This is a genomic window from Luteibacter sp. CQ10, from assembly GCF_040900725.1.
Classification (GTDB): domain Bacteria; phylum Pseudomonadota; class Gammaproteobacteria; order Xanthomonadales; family Rhodanobacteraceae; genus Luteibacter.
On the sequence record NZ_JAEUYM010000001.1, the window covers coordinates 779,634 to 792,944 of the forward strand.

Consider the following 13,311-nt stretch of genomic DNA (forward strand, 5'->3'; position numbering starts at 1 on the left):
GGAGAACTTCCATGCGTATGTTTTTGGCTATCGTCTACGGTTTCCTCAACCTCGTCGGCTGCACGGATGCGCAGAACCGCATCATGCAAGTGTCGTCGTCCGAGAACGGCACGACCGTGCTCGACGCGCGCACCGACGTCGACCTGGGCCGCGCGGAATTCACGTGCAACGCGAGCCGCAGCGGACACTGCTACTACGCCGTGTTCTACGAGGGAAAGGAAATCCGTACCTTCGTGCTGAGCGTGGCGGAGCGGCGCCGTCTCGACGGGCTTCCCGCGGGATTCGAGCAATGCGTGGGCACGGAACCCTCCCGCATGTCGCCCTCGTGCCGTTCGCTCTGAGGTGCGGTGCCGGAGGCGGAGATCCCTCCGGCACGCGTTGACGAAGGGCGGAGCTTCAGGCGATCACTGGTAACCGACCGAATAGGGCCACAGGCCCAGTACGTTGACCTCGGGAACGTAGTCGCCCTGGCAATGGGCGACGCTGCACGCGCTGTCGATGGTGAGGCTGGACGGCAGCGTGTAGGCCACCACGATCTTGCCCGGGACGATCCACCCCTGATCGCCGCCGCTCGGGCAACTGGTGGCTTCCTCGATGTGATAAGCGGTATGGATGTTGCCGCCGTGCTTGGCGATGCCGCTGCAAAGCAGGTACTGCTGGCCGACCAGGTTGCCGAACTCGTCGAAGTATTTCACCGAACGCGAAGCGGGCGGGACCGCCTTGGCCGCTCCGCTGAAGCCGGCGGTGGCGACGGCCGCGAGAGCGATTCCCATGAGCATGGCTTTCATGCGACGTACCCCTTGAATGCAGGCGAATCCTGCAAGGGGCACGTTATCGGTGTTGGTGCGAAAAAAGCTGTAGGCGTGCCTCGCTATCTAGTGTAAGGGCACGCCTACGCGTTTTCGGCATCAGTTCGATCCGCGCGGTACCACGGTATAGGTGATCTTCGACGGATGCGCCGCGTCGTGGTGTACCGCGTTGTGCGCGATTACGCCCTTGGTTTCGTCGTAGTTGTTGCCGCCGGTGTTGAGGTTGCGGTCGAAACGCGGGAAGTTGCTGCTGGCGATCGCCACGCGCAGCATGTGCCCCGGCTTGAAGAAGTAGCTGGTGTCGATCGGCTGGAACGTCACCTTGTACACCTCGCCGTCCTTCATCCACACGGGCGGCTTGTCGTAGCCTTCGCGGTAACGCATGCGCTGGATGTTCTCGGTGATGTTGAACGACTTGCCGTCGGGCATGACGTCCATCACCTTGAAGGTGAAGTCGGTATCCTTCGCATCCGAGGAAACGTACAGCGTCACGGTGATCGGTCCGCTGACTTCCGTGCCTTCCTTGAAGGCCTCCGAGTCGTACACGAGGATGTCGTTGCGGGCGAGCTGGGCGTTCTGGTCGAACGAGCCGAATTTGACCGCCGTACCCTGGCAGCAACCGCCGCCGCCCAACGTGGTGACGGGATTCATCGGGTCGTAGACGAAGCGATCGGGCTGGTCCGGGCCGGTCGGTGCGTCGGTCGACAGCTTGCCGTCGCCATAGAGCGTATTGGCCTTGCCGCCGCTGGTGAAGTAGAGGTCGCGCGTGACGGCGCCGGCCGGCGGCCAGGTAGCGGCGTTGTGCCACTTGTTTTCGCCCATCACGTAATACATGACCTTAGCCTGCTTGTCGACGACGGGACTGTCCACGCCCTTGAGCCACTTGTCGAACCAGCCGAACACGAGGCTGTCGTAGTCGTAGCGCGCATCGCCCACGTCGAGGTCGCCGATCATCGTGTGCTCGGTGGCGCGCGCGTAAGCGCAGTGCAGCACCGGCGCGATCACCGCGTATTGCTGGTCGGCCACCGCCTTCGGCGCGGTGGCGCGCACATGGTTGTAGGCGGCGAGGTTGGGCGACACGGAAACGTCGAACCAGCTCATGAACCACAGGCCGGGCTTGGCGATTTTCATGTTGTCGTGCCACAGGCCGCCCTTGTACCAGGCGGGGCTGTTCGGCGTGCGCGCGATCATGTTGCCGCCGGTGGGCACGTCCATCGCGTCGGCGAAGATGCCCTTGGGGCCGTCCACCGACTTCATGATGTCCTTCTCGGGCAGCACCCAGAAGGCGGTATCCCAGTCGGCGCGCGGCGGTGCGGAATCCAGGTCGAACATCTTCGACGCGCGGATGAGGTCGGCCTGCGACGTGTTCGCCGGGAACTGCGGCCGTACCTGGTTCTGTTCCTTGTAGAGCCAGTCGATGAAGAGCATCTGCACCGCGCCGCCGCGATACCAGTTGCCCTGCTCGTAATAGGGACCCACACGGCCCACGCCGGCACCGAAGCCCTGCACGTTGAACGTGGCCAGGCCCGGTTCGTCCTGCGCGACCACGGCCATCTGCCATTCCGCCGTCGACGAGCAGCCGGTCGTGCCCACCTTGCCGCTCGACCAGGGCTGAGAGGTGATCCAGCGGACGGCGTCCACGCCGTCGGACAACGGCGCGCCGAGGATTTCGTAGTTGCCCTCGGAGAAATAATGGCCGCGCTCGTTCATCTCGACGAAGGCGTAGCCGCGTTTGACGGCATCGAGTTCATGGGTCATGTCGCGCGGCGCGCCGAGCTTCACGTCCCAGAAGTTGAAGTTGTACGGGGTGCGCACGAAGATCGTCGGCACCTTGCCGGTCGCGTTCTTCGGCCGGTAGATGTCCGCGGCCATGCGCTTGCCGTCGCGCATCTTCACCATCACCTTGCGATCGACCACCGCGATGTCCTGCAATTGCTTCTCGATGGACTCGCGCTTGTCGATCAGCTGCTTCTGCTCACGCGTGAGGGTGTCCTGCGCGGCGACGGGCCCCGCAGCGAGGGCGAGGCAGACGCCTCCCAAGGCCACCGAAGACACGGTGCGGAAGGAGAGAGGGGCACGACGCATGGGCTGGTGGCCTTTGACGGGACGATCTTTCGAGTCTGGCAAACCCGTCAGGGCAGGTAAATCGTGACTTGTGGCAGGGTGAGCGGCCGCGCTCCGCGGGATTCGCCGATGCGATCGGCTCCCACGCCTCCGGTAGGAGGGCCTCTACCGAAGGGGTGGGAGCCGATCGCATCGGCGAACCGGTGTGCCCCGGCGCTCAGGCCTCCGGTGCGGATACACCATGGCGATGCAGGATCGCCGAGACCTCCGAGCTCACCCAGTCGAAATGCTCCGGCCCCGCGGCTTCGAGCACGGCGTTGGACTTCTGGGCGAAAGCGGGCCAGAACGCATCGGGATCCGGATTGTCGCGCAGGTCGCTCTCCACCTCGGCGTCGAGGCGTCCCAGCATGCGTTCGAGGTCGTCACGTTGGCTCATGGGCGCAGACTAGCCCGACCCCATGTTCGTACGGCGTATACGGCGTGCCTGAACCGCCAGGGCGATCGACCTCGGCCCGCCTGTCCGCCGCGTTCCATGCGCTGGACACCGGTGGCGGGCCGTGGCCGTTATGCTTGCAGCGCACTGCGTCCAGGGATAGCCATGTCGTCCACCGAAACCTTCAAGTTTGTCCTCATCCTGCTCGTGGCGCTGGTCGCGCTGGAGCTGATCGCGCGGCGGTTGCGCCTGCCCACGGCGGCCGCGTTGCTGGCCGGCGGCATCGGCATCGCCTTCATCCCGGGCATTCCGCCGGTCACCTTCGATCCGGAGCTCGTGCTCATCCTGTTCCTGCCGCCGCTGCTGCAGGACGGTGCCTACTACACGGTCTGGTCCGACTTCCGTCGCTATCTCGGCGGCATCCTGTGGCTGGCCGTCGGCGCCGTGATCTTTACCACCTTCGCGGTGGGCGCCGTGGTCCATGCGGTGCTTCCGTCGCTGCCTTGGGGCGCCTGTTTCGCCCTCGGCGCCGTCGTTTCGCCCCCCGACGCGGTGGCGGCCAAGGCCGTGCTGGGCAAGGTGCGCCTGCCCAGGCGGCTCAACGTGCTGCTGGAAGGGGAGAGCCTGCTCAACGATGCGACCGGCCTGGTGCTGTTCCGCTTCGCCGTCGCCGCGACGCTCACCGGCGCCTTCAGCATGCAGGATGCCGTGTTCAGCTTCTTCGGGCTGGCGCTGGGCGGGGTCGCGGTGGGCGTGGTGATCGGTTTCGTCGTGGTGTTCACGCTTCGCCGTATCGTCGAACACGTGTTCCTGGCGATCATCGCCTCCTGCTTGACCCCATGGGCGGCCTACATCGGCGGCGAGGCGTTGCACGTCTCCGGCGTCATCTCCACGGTCACCGCGGGCATCATTTTCGGCTGGTACCAGCACGACGTGTTCTCGGCACACGTGCGCCTGCGCGGCACGTCGTTCTGGAAGGTGATGATCTTCCTGCTCGAGGCGCTGGTCTTCATCCTCATCGGCTTCTCCCTGCGTGGCGTCGTGGAACGCCTGGGCGGCCTCGACGCCGCCGTCCACGCGCTGGGCCTGCCGATCCTCGCGGTGTTGGGCGCGGTGATCCTCTCGCGGTTCGTCTGGGTCTATGCCACCGATTACCTGCGCATCCCGCTCGCACGCCTCGTGGGGCGGAAGCCGTCGCCGCCGTCGCCCCGTGCGTCGTTCCTGCTCAGCTGGGCGGGCATGCGCGGCGTGGTCACGCTGGCCATCGCGCTCTCGCTGCCCGAATCGATGCCGGGGCGCGATCTCACCCTCGCCGCGTCCTTCGTCGTGATCCTGGTCACCGTCGTGATCCAGGGGGGCACCATGGCGCCCGTGATCCGCTGGCTGGGCCTGGACCGTGCCGCGCACGAGCCGACCCACTACCTCAACGAAGGCCAGGCCTCGGCGCTGATCGACAAGGCGCAACTGGACGCCGTCCGGGCCGTGGCCTATGACGCGCAGGGCGCGCTCGTCCATCCGCGCCTGCTCGAGCAATACACCTATCGGCTCAGCGTCACCGAGCGCGTGGCGTCTTCACCGCCGGATACCGATGCCCGGGGACGACAGGAGCACTACGACGTCATCCTTGCCGCCGTCGCCGCGGGGCGTGCGGAGATGTTGCGATTGCATCGTGCGGGGAAGATCCATGACGATCTCCTGCATTACATCGAACGCGATCTCGACCTCCAGGAAATCGAGGCGATGAACGATCGCGAGGCACCCCAGGCCTGAGGACTCGCCATCACGGCGGGCGTCCCGGGGCGTCGCCTATTCACGTCGGCTCCACGATCACGGATGGGGCAGATCGTGCAAATGTGCACCGGTCGGCATAATCCGGCCACGAAGACCGTCAAGCTCCAGGTTGGTCAGGCAACAGGGAAACGACGGTGACCATGACGACACCGGTCGACGTCTCGCATCGGCAACTGGAACGGCTGCACGACGACACGAGCGCCCTCATCGAGGCGTTTCGCGGTGCGGATTTCGACGAGGCAGGGTTTCGTTGCCATCTCATCTGCCTCACCGCCAGGGACATGGGCCTGGACGAATTGCATGCGGTCGCCACGCGCCTGGTGGATACGCTCGCGCCCTGGCGCGAATCGTCGGCACCGCGCGGCCAGATTCTCGCCGCGGCGCTGCTCATCGAAGACGTGAGCCACGCGATGCATCGCGCCATCGTCGGTAGCCTCGGCACCGACGATGGTGAACCGGATCACTGATTCGACACACCGTCCGGGCCCGTTGTAACCGGGACGGCCGAAACGGCGAATCGACGGTGTGCCTCCTGTCCCGGGGGGCTTACGCCGGAGATATCCCATGCAAAAGAAGCACGTTCTTGCGGTCGCCACGCTGGCGGCGCTGTCGGTGTCCAGTGTTGCGGGTGCCCAGGTGATCCAGCCCGATCTCTTCGGGCTCGGGCAGCAACATGTCTACGTCATGTCCAACGGCATCGACGGAAACGCCGTGGCCGTACTGCGCCGCAACCGTTCCGGTGGCCTGGACAAGGTCGGCACCTATCGCACGGGCGGCAAGGGTGTCGGCGTCGGCACCACCGCACCGCCGCCCGATCCGCTCGGTTCGCAGAACGCGTTGCTGCTCAGCGACGACGGCCATCTCCTGTTCGCGGTGAATGCGGGCAGCCACCAGGTATCCACGTTTCTCGTCCTGGGCGATTACCTCGAACTGGTGGACGTGACCGACTCGGGCGGTACCTATCCGGTGAGCATCGCGCAGCGCGGCGATCGCCTCTTCGTACTCAATAGCGCCGAGCAGGCCAACGTCACGGCCTTCCGCATCGGCCTGTTCGGCAACCTCTCGAAGGTGCCCGGCGGATCGCGGGTCATCGGCACCGACGAGCCCCTGGTCAACGGCCAGCCCAACGTCGGCAACACGGCGAGCCAGTTGCAGTTCGACCGTACCGGCCGTTGGCTAGCGGTGTCGGTAAAGGATTCGCGCGACCGCGGCTACGTGGAAACCTTCGGCGTCGACCGGTCGGGCAACCTCGCGAAGGATCCGGCCATCACGCCCACCGACGATGCCGCGGCCTTCGGATTCACCTTCGACGCGCAGAACCACCTGCTGCTCTCCGATGGTGCCCTCAATGCGGTTTCGTCGTTTTCCATCGGTCCTCGGGGCGACCTCACGGCCATTTCGCCGCCCGTGGCGGACGGGCAAAAGGCTACGTGCTGGCTGGATGCGAACGGCCACCTCGTTTATACGGCCTCGGCGGGAACGAACACGCTCAGCAGCTATCGCGTGGACGGCGCGGGAAGGCTCACCTTGATCGATGGCGCCGCGGCGGACCTCGGCGCCGGTCACGCCACGACCGACATCAAGTTCTCGCGCGACGGCAAATCGTTGTACGTGAACGCGCCGGGTACGGGTACGGTCAAAGCGTTTCAGGTGCATGCCGACGGTCAGCTCGTTCCGTTGGGAGAAACGCAGGTCTTCGGCGCCGGCACGGGCACCCAGGGCCTCGCGGCTCAATAAAAGACATGGCGACGCAGCCGCCCGGGCGGGCCGGGCGGCGATGCGGCGATGCGGCGATGCGTCGAGAGCCCGGCCATTTGTAACTTTTCGGTTCCGGTGGCCGAATAGGCGGATATCCGCCCACCGAACGTGCCCCGATGACCGTCCATTTTTCCTGTACCCAATGTGGCCGCTGCTGCCATGGCCTTCGCCTGCCGCTGAGTGTGCGGGAAGCCATCACCTGGCTACGCGATGGCGGCGAGGTGCAGTTATTCAGCGAAGCGATCCCTTGGCCCGAGGAGTTGCCCGAAGACAATCTGCCTGCGCAGCATAAGCGTCGGCGTTCGTTCGCCGCGCGAAGCGGAAGCCTGCCCGTGCGGGTGATCGTCGTGCTGATGGCCTCGTTCGACGGTGCCTGCCCGAACCTGCTGGCGGACATGCGTTGCGGCATCTATGACCGCCGGCCGCGCGTGTGCCGCATCTATCCGGCCGAACTGAATCCCTTCGTCGAACTCGAGCCCGCCGGCAAGCTGTGCCCGCCCGAGGCGTGGCAAAGCGCGGAGGTGCTCCGCGACGAGGCCCGATGGACCGACCCGGAAACGGTGGACGCGATCGCGGCCGCCCGTGAAGCGGATCGTATCGACGCGGCGACCAAGGCGCGGGTATGCGAGCGACTCGGGCATGCCGTCGCCGGTCTTTCCAACGAAGGCATCGTCATCCTGTCGCCGCCACGCGAACGCCTGCTGGCGGCCCTGGAAGATGCCATCGATCCGGGGGCGAGCGAGGAAGAACCCTTCCATTCCTGGCAAGTGCTGTCCAACCGGGCGGCTACGCTGGGCATGTTGCGTTCCGCGGGCACGGACGCGGCGTCGGCTCCTGACGGTGACGCCGGTGGCTTGCGCTACATGGGCTTTTTCCATGGCGATGCGTCGCCGTCGCCGTAAGGCCGCTCAGTCGCGTTCGGGCGGTTTCTTCCGGGGTGTCCGCTTCGCCGCCGCCTTGCGGGTGGTCGCTCGCTTTTCGCTGGGGTTTCCGAGTTCGATCCACGTCGGCGCATGGTCGCTGGCCTTGGGCAGGTCGCGTACCCAGCGGTCGACGCCGGCGGCCTTCAGGCGTGGGGCGAGATCCGGCGAGAGCAGCAGGTGGTCGATGCGCAGGCCGCGGTCGCGGGGCCAGTGCTGGCGGAAGTAGTCCCAGAAGGTGAAGATCGTCTCGTCGGGATAGATCGCGCGCAATGCGTCGATCCATCCCTGCGCAAGGAGTTTCGCGTAGGCATCGCGGCTTTCCGGCTGGAGCAACGCGTCGCGCCGCCAGTGCTTCGGATCGTAGATGTCCGCGTCCGTCGGCACCACATTGAAGTCGCCGGCAATTACGACGGGCTCTCCGCTGGCCTGCAGCTTCTTCGCATGGCGAAGCAGGCGGGCGAACCACTTCAGTTTGTAGTCGAAACGTGGACCCGGCCAGGGATTGCCGTTGGGCAGGTAAAGGCAGCCGACGCGCACGCCGTGCGTCCGTGCCTCGATGTAGCGGCTTTGCGTGTCCTTGGGATCGCCCGGCAGGCCACGGCGGATGGCTTCGGGATCCGCGCCACGCGACAGGATGGCGACGCCGTTCCAGGAGGGCTGCCCGGCCCAGAGGGCGCCGTAACCCACCTCCCGGATCGCCTGCGCGGGGAACCCGATGTCGGTCGCTTTCAATTCCTGCAGGCAGGCCACGTCGGGTGCTTCCCGCTCCAGCCACTCCAGCAGGTGCGGCAGACGCGCCGCGATGCCGTTGACGTTGAAAGTGGCGATCCTCATGGCGCGAATGTCGCGTCGGGCGAGTGCAGGCCAAGTGATGGCGCAAACGTTCACGTCGCTGGCGATTTCGTGTACGCCCGCGTCGTTTTTCGTCACGGGGGATCACGGGCCCAACCTCCAGAGTAGGACTTCCCCACCCCGAGAGGAGCCCGTCATGGCGAACGCATCGCCCGTTCTCGTCGACCCCACCAAGCAGTACCCCGGGCCGCCGTTCGACACGCCCAAGCAATCCGCGCCCGGCACGGTGGCCAAGCTCGATCCCCCGGCCGATCACGGCGAATCCAGCTACCGTGGACACGGGCGGCTGGTCGGACGCAAGGCGCTCGTCACCGGCGGCGACAGCGGCATCGGCCGTGCCGTCGCCATCGCTTTCGCGCGGGAAGGTGCCTCGGTGGTCATCACCCATCTGCCCGCTGAGCAGAAGGATGCCGACGAGGTGGTGACGTTGCTGGGAGGCGAGGGCGCCACCGTACGGTCGATCGCGGGCGACCTCAAGGACGAGGCGTTCTGCCGGTCGTTGGTGAACGACGCGTACGAAGCGCTCGGTGGCCTGGACATCCTGGTCAACGTCGCCGGACGGCAGACGCATCAGGAAAGCATCGAGAACCTCTCCACGGCCCAGTTCGACGAGACCTTCAAAGCCAACGTGTATGGTCTGTTCTGGCTCTGCAAGGCCGCCCTGGAACGGATGCCGGCCGGGTCGACCATCGTCAACACCGCGTCCATCCAGGCCTACCAGCCGTCGGACATCCTTCTGGATTACGCCTCCACGAAAGCCGCCATCGTGGCGTTCACCAAGTCGCTGGCCAAGCAGGTGGCCGAGAAGGGGATCCGCGTGAACGCGGTTGCTCCCGGCCCCGTCTGGACCGCCCTGCAGCCCTCCGGCGGCCAGCCGATGGAAAAGGTGAGGGACTTCGGCGCGAGCGTTCCAATGAAGCGTCCCGGGCAGCCGGTGGAATGCGCGCCCCTCTACGTGTTGCTGGCGTCGAAGGAGTCGAGCTTCGTCACGGGCGAGATCTATGGAGTGACCGGAGGAAACCCCCTGCCGTGACCCCGTCCCGTTCCGTCATGCGCTTTCCACGAAACCTTGACTTTTTCGTTCATAATCTCGCCCGCTGGTGGCGGGCCGGGTGGCCCGCCACCGATACACCCCCGCCGCTGGCGGGACTGGCAAGGCAACGGGAAGATGACGGACACGGAGCCACACGCGTCGGCGACGCTCTCGGAAAGCGAAACCCAGTTTCGACTGCTGGTCGATGGCGTAGCGGACTATGCCATCTACATGCTCGACCCCAACGGCCACGTGGTGAGCTGGAATTCGGGCGCGCAGCGGATCAAGGGGTATGCGCCCCGCGATATCATCGGGTCGCACTACCGCACGTTCTACACACCCGACGACCAGGCAGCGGGCGAGCCCGAGCGCAACCTGGCGAGGGCGGCTTCCGAGGGCCGCGTCGAAGCCGAAGGCTGGCGTGTGCGCAAGGACGGCACGCGTTTCTGGGCGCACGTCATCATCGACCGCATCCGGGACGACCAGGGACGACTCGTGGGGTTTGCCAAGGTGACGCGTGACGTGACCGAGCAACGTGCCGCCGAGCGCGACCTCGAAGAAGCGCGCATGGCGCTTTTCCAGTCCCAGAAGATGGAAGCCATCGGCCAGCTCACCGGCGGCATGGCCCACGATTTCAACAACCTGCTCATGGCCATCCAGAGCGCGCTCGATCTATTGGGACCGCGCCTTCCCACCGACGAAAGGACGCGCAGTATCTACGGCACCGCCTTGGCCGGCGTGGAGCGCGGGGCGAGCCTGACGCAGCGCATGCTCGCGTTCGCGCGACGCCAGGAACTGGAGCCGCGCGCGGTGAGCGTCGCCGAACTCGTGCGGGGCATGTCGAGGCTGCTGGAGCGGACGGTCGGCGAGCGCTTCGAGATCGCCACGCGGTTTGCCCCGCAGCTCTGCGATGCGCTGGTGGATCCGCACCAGCTTGAGCTGGCCTTGCTGAACCTGGTGGTGAACGCGCGCGATGCGTATGCCGAGCAGGGAGGACGCATCGTCATCGAGGCCGACATGATGGAACCGCCGCACGTCGACGCGCCGGAACGGGATGCCGGACGCTACGTGCGCTTGTCGGTCATCGACCAGGGCCAAGGCATGGACGTCGACACGCTGGCCCGCTCCACGGACCCCTTCTTCACCACCAAAGGCGTGGGCAAGGGCACGGGCCTGGGCCTGTCCATGGTGCACGGGCTTGCCGCGCAATCGCATGGGCGGCTCTTGCTGGAAAGCAAACCGGGCACCGGCACACGGGCCGATCTATGGCTACCGGCCGCGGAAGACATGGAGCGCATCGTGGATGCGGCCCTGCCCGAACCGGCGAAGCGCCCTGGCGCGTCCCGGCTTCGCGTGTTGACCGTGGATGACGATGCGCTGGTGCTGACGACGCTCGAAGCCCTTCTGGAGGACCTCGGCCACGACGTCACGGCGGTGTCGTCGGCGGGGGAAGCGTTGACCCTGCTCGAGGGTGGCGCATCGTACGACGTGCTCATGACGGACTACGCCATGCCCGGCAAGAGCGGCGTGGAGTTGGCAAGGGACGCGAAAAAGCTTCGACCGGACCTGCCGATCGTCCTGGCGACGGGCTACGCCGAGATATCGCTGAAGGACTTCCCCAACCTCCACCGGCTCGGCAAGCCGTTCGACCGTGCACGTCTGTCCGAGGTGCTGGAGCAGGCCACCGCGGCCGGTTGAGACCGCGGTGGCCCGGCGATCCGTCAGGCGCCGAAACCCGAGCGAACCTCGCGCCACGCTTGCCGAATCATTCGCGCGGCGTCGGGATCCTTCGTCAGCGAACGCATGAACGCCTTTGCCTGTTCGAGGGTGATGTGCGGCGGTAGCGGAGGCACGTCCGGGTCGGTTACGAATTCGATCACCACGGGCCCGGGCGTGGCGAACGCTTCGCGCCACGCGTCGAGGATGTCGTCCGGACGTTCGACGTGGATGCCCTTGAAGCCGAGCAGGCGCGCGTATTCCGCATAGGGAAAATCCTCCACGTCCTGCGCCGGTGCGAACTTCGGATCGCCGGCCAGCGCGCGCTGCTCCCAGGTCACCTGGTTGAGGTCGCGATTGACCAGCACCATCACCACGAAGTTGGGATCGGACCAGCGCTTGCAGTACTGCTTGACGGTCACCAGTTCGGCGTTGCCGTTCATCTGCATCGCGCCGTCGCCGACGATGGCGAGCACGGGCCTGTCCGGATGGGCCATTTTCGCCGCGATGGCGTAGGGCACCGCGTTGCCCATCGTGGCGAGCTTGCCGGAGACCGACGCCATCATGCCCTCGCGAATCTTCATGTCGCGGGCGAACCAGTTCGTGTGCGAACCGCTGTCTCCGGCGATGATGGCCCGGTCGGGAAGGGCGGACGACAGTTCCCAGAACACGCGTTGGGGATTGATCGGCGACGCCGGTTCCATCGCCTTCAACTCCAGCGACCGCCACCATTTGCGCACGTTCACCTCGATGCGCTCGCGCCAGCCGGTGTCGGTTTTCCGTTCGAGCAGGGGCAGGAGCCGACGCAATACCTCGGCACTGTCGCCGATGAGGTTGACCTCGGTGGGATAGCGTATCGACACGTTGCGTGGCGACAGGTCGATCTGCACGGCGCGCGCCTGGCCGTCTTCAGGCAGGAATTCGGAGTAAGGGAAGGTGGTTCCCACCATGAGCAGCGTGTCGCAGTGATCCATCATCGACCAGCTCGGTTTCGTGCCGAGCAGGCCGATGGACCCGGTGACATACGGCAGCGCGTCGGGCAGCACCGCCTTGCCGAGCAAGGCCTTCGCGACGCCGCATTGGAGTTTTTCGGCGACGGCGGCCACCTCGGCGCCGGCGCCCAGCGCCCCCGCACCGACCAGGATGGCCGGTCGCTTGCCCGCGTTGAGGATGTCGGCGGCGCGACGCAATGCCTCGTCCGAGGGCGAAGGACGCACGACGGCTTCGCTCGCGCTGGAGTACACGTTTCCGTGCGCGCGTGGCGGATGCGGCACGGCGGGCATCTGCTGGAGGTCGTTCGGCACGATGATGCAACAGACCGCACGCTCCGCCTTGGCGATGCGGAACGCCCGGTTCACCACGTGGCGCATCTGTTCCGGCGTGACGACGGTCTCGACGTAGGCGCACACGTCCTTGAACAGTGCCTGCAGGTCGACTTCCTGCTGGTAATCGCTGCCGAGGGACGAGCGCGCCTGCTGGCCGACGATCGCCACGACCGGCACGTGGTCCATGCGCGCGTCGTACAGGCCGTTCAACAGGTGGATCGCGCCCGGTCCGGACGTGGCGAGGCAGACGCCCACCTCCCCGGTGAACTTCGCATGGCCCGCCGCCATGAAGGCGGCCATTTCCTCGTGCCGCACGCGAATGTAGTCGAACCGGTCCGAGGCGCGGCCCATCGCACCCATGATGCCGTTGATGCCGTCCCCCGGATAGCCGTAGATGCGCTCGACGTGCCATTCGGTCAATTGGTCGAGAAGGAAGTCACCGACTGTCTTGCTCATCATGGGGCTCCGCGGCAAAGGTCGATCGCCATGGTGACCGGGCAGGGATGTTGCACCCGTGAATGTTGGGCAAAGGCGGCGCGCAGGTGGCCTGCGCGGCGCCTCGTCTCCGCGCACACGCCCATGCGCTAACATGCGGCCCTCTCATTGC

The 13,311-nt window shown here is 66.2% G+C and carries 13 protein-coding genes; 7 read left to right on the plus strand and 6 right to left on the minus strand.

Annotation, left to right across the window (positions count from 1 at the left end; all coding sequences use genetic code 11):
* Window positions 1-11 precede the first annotated feature (11 nt).
* Complete coding sequence (locus JNG39_RS03585) at window positions 12-341, plus strand: hypothetical protein (protein WP_368309716.1); 330 nt, start codon at window positions 12-14, stop codon at window positions 339-341.
* A 63-nt stretch (window positions 342-404) separates the two neighbouring features.
* Here JNG39_RS03585 and JNG39_RS03590 read toward each other — a convergent pair whose 3' ends face one another.
* The 3 genes from JNG39_RS03590 to JNG39_RS03600 all read right to left on the minus strand — a co-directional run bounded on the left by JNG39_RS03590 (window position 405) and on the right by JNG39_RS03600 (window position 3,309).
* Window positions 405-788 (minus strand): hypothetical protein, encoded by a 384-nt coding sequence (locus JNG39_RS03590; RefSeq protein WP_368309717.1) that lies wholly within the window; start codon window positions 786-788, stop codon window positions 405-407.
* A 120-nt stretch (window positions 789-908) separates the two neighbouring features.
* On the minus strand, window positions 909-2,894 hold the full coding sequence (locus JNG39_RS03595) for a CocE/NonD family hydrolase (RefSeq protein WP_368309718.1): 1,986 nt from the start codon (window positions 2,892-2,894) through the stop codon (window positions 909-911).
* A gap of 196 nt (window positions 2,895-3,090) precedes the next feature.
* Window positions 3,091-3,309 (minus strand): hypothetical protein, encoded by a 219-nt coding sequence (locus JNG39_RS03600; protein WP_368309719.1) that lies wholly within the window; start codon window positions 3,307-3,309, stop codon window positions 3,091-3,093.
* A 162-nt stretch (window positions 3,310-3,471) separates the two neighbouring features.
* On the opposite strand from JNG39_RS03600, the gene JNG39_RS03605 reads away from it, so the two are divergent.
* The 3 genes from JNG39_RS03605 to JNG39_RS03615 all read left to right on the plus strand — a co-directional run bounded on the left by JNG39_RS03605 (window position 3,472) and on the right by JNG39_RS03615 (window position 6,834).
* Complete coding sequence (locus JNG39_RS03605; RefSeq protein WP_368309720.1) at window positions 3,472-5,076, plus strand: Na+/H+ antiporter; 1,605 nt, start codon at window positions 3,472-3,474, stop codon at window positions 5,074-5,076.
* Between the two features lie 161 nt (window positions 5,077-5,237).
* A complete protein-coding gene (locus JNG39_RS03610; protein ID WP_368309721.1) occupies window positions 5,238-5,564 on the plus strand; it encodes a hypothetical protein in 327 nt (108 codons plus the stop codon).
* A 97-nt stretch (window positions 5,565-5,661) separates the two neighbouring features.
* Complete coding sequence (locus JNG39_RS03615; RefSeq protein ID WP_368309722.1) at window positions 5,662-6,834, plus strand: lactonase family protein; 1,173 nt, start codon at window positions 5,662-5,664, stop codon at window positions 6,832-6,834.
* Here JNG39_RS03615 and JNG39_RS03620 read toward each other — a convergent pair.
* Window positions 6,828-7,016, minus strand: a complete 189-nt coding sequence (locus JNG39_RS03620) for a hypothetical protein (RefSeq protein ID WP_368310829.1) — start codon at window positions 7,014-7,016, stop codon at window positions 6,828-6,830. The two genes, JNG39_RS03615 and JNG39_RS03620, sit on opposite strands and share 7 nt — an antisense overlap.
* Between JNG39_RS03620 and JNG39_RS03625 the strand changes: the two genes are divergently transcribed.
* Window positions 6,972-7,757 carry a YkgJ family cysteine cluster protein gene (locus tag JNG39_RS03625; RefSeq protein WP_368309724.1) on the plus strand — a complete coding sequence of 262 codons (786 nt, stop codon included), beginning with the start codon at window positions 6,972-6,974 and terminating at the stop codon, window positions 7,755-7,757. The two genes, JNG39_RS03620 and JNG39_RS03625, sit on opposite strands and share 45 nt — an antisense overlap.
* A gap of 6 nt (window positions 7,758-7,763) precedes the next feature.
* Here the strand turns inward: JNG39_RS03625 and xth are convergent, their stop codons facing one another.
* Window positions 7,764-8,612: an exodeoxyribonuclease III gene (gene xth, locus JNG39_RS03630; RefSeq protein ID WP_368309725.1), complete on the minus strand. Its 849-nt coding sequence runs from the start codon at window positions 8,610-8,612 to the stop codon at window positions 7,764-7,766.
* Between the two features lie 154 nt (window positions 8,613-8,766).
* On the opposite strand from xth, the gene JNG39_RS03635 reads away from it, so the two are divergent.
* Window positions 8,767-9,663, plus strand: a complete 897-nt coding sequence (locus tag JNG39_RS03635; protein ID WP_368309726.1) for an SDR family oxidoreductase — start codon at window positions 8,767-8,769, stop codon at window positions 9,661-9,663.
* A 135-nt stretch (window positions 9,664-9,798) separates the two neighbouring features.
* Window positions 9,799-11,361 carry a PAS domain S-box protein gene (locus tag JNG39_RS03640; RefSeq protein ID WP_368309727.1) on the plus strand — a complete coding sequence of 521 codons (1,563 nt, stop codon included), beginning with the start codon at window positions 9,799-9,801 and terminating at the stop codon, window positions 11,359-11,361.
* Window positions 11,362-11,384: 23 nt separating this feature from the next.
* On the opposite strand, the gene JNG39_RS03645 is transcribed toward JNG39_RS03640, so the two are convergent.
* Window positions 11,385-13,160, minus strand: coding sequence for a thiamine pyrophosphate-requiring protein (locus JNG39_RS03645; RefSeq protein WP_368309728.1), 1,776 nt, complete (start codon window positions 13,158-13,160; stop codon window positions 11,385-11,387).
* Between the last annotated feature and the right edge of the window lie 151 nt (window positions 13,161-13,311).

Excerpts from the sequence above, each read along its gene's own strand:
- JNG39_RS03585 (WP_368309716.1), top strand. The coding sequence starts at position 12 with ATGCGTATGTTTTTGGCTATCGTCTACGGTTTCCTCAACCTCGTCGGC.
- JNG39_RS03590 (WP_368309717.1), bottom strand. The coding sequence starts at position 788 with ATGAAAGCCATGCTCATGGGAATCGCTCTCGCGGCCGTCGCCACCGCC.
- JNG39_RS03595 (WP_368309718.1), bottom strand. The coding sequence starts at position 2,894 with ATGCGTCGTGCCCCTCTCTCCTTCCGCACCGTGTCTTCGGTGGCCTTG.
- JNG39_RS03600 (WP_368309719.1), bottom strand. The coding sequence starts at position 3,309 with ATGAGCCAACGTGACGACCTCGAACGCATGCTGGGACGCCTCGACGCC.
- JNG39_RS03605 (WP_368309720.1), top strand. The coding sequence starts at position 3,472 with ATGTCGTCCACCGAAACCTTCAAGTTTGTCCTCATCCTGCTCGTGGCG.
- JNG39_RS03610 (WP_368309721.1), top strand. The coding sequence starts at position 5,238 with ATGACGACACCGGTCGACGTCTCGCATCGGCAACTGGAACGGCTGCAC.
- JNG39_RS03615 (WP_368309722.1), top strand. The coding sequence starts at position 5,662 with ATGCAAAAGAAGCACGTTCTTGCGGTCGCCACGCTGGCGGCGCTGTCG.
- JNG39_RS03625 (WP_368309724.1), top strand. The coding sequence starts at position 6,972 with ATGACCGTCCATTTTTCCTGTACCCAATGTGGCCGCTGCTGCCATGGC.
- JNG39_RS03620 (WP_368310829.1), bottom strand. The coding sequence starts at position 7,016 with ATGGCAGCAGCGGCCACATTGGGTACAGGAAAAATGGACGGTCATCGG.
- xth (WP_368309725.1), bottom strand. The coding sequence starts at position 8,612 with ATGAGGATCGCCACTTTCAACGTCAACGGCATCGCGGCGCGTCTGCCG.
- JNG39_RS03635 (WP_368309726.1), top strand. The coding sequence starts at position 8,767 with ATGGCGAACGCATCGCCCGTTCTCGTCGACCCCACCAAGCAGTACCCC.
- JNG39_RS03640 (WP_368309727.1), top strand. The coding sequence starts at position 9,799 with ATGACGGACACGGAGCCACACGCGTCGGCGACGCTCTCGGAAAGCGAA.
- JNG39_RS03645 (WP_368309728.1), bottom strand. The coding sequence starts at position 13,160 with ATGAGCAAGACAGTCGGTGACTTCCTTCTCGACCAATTGACCGAATGG.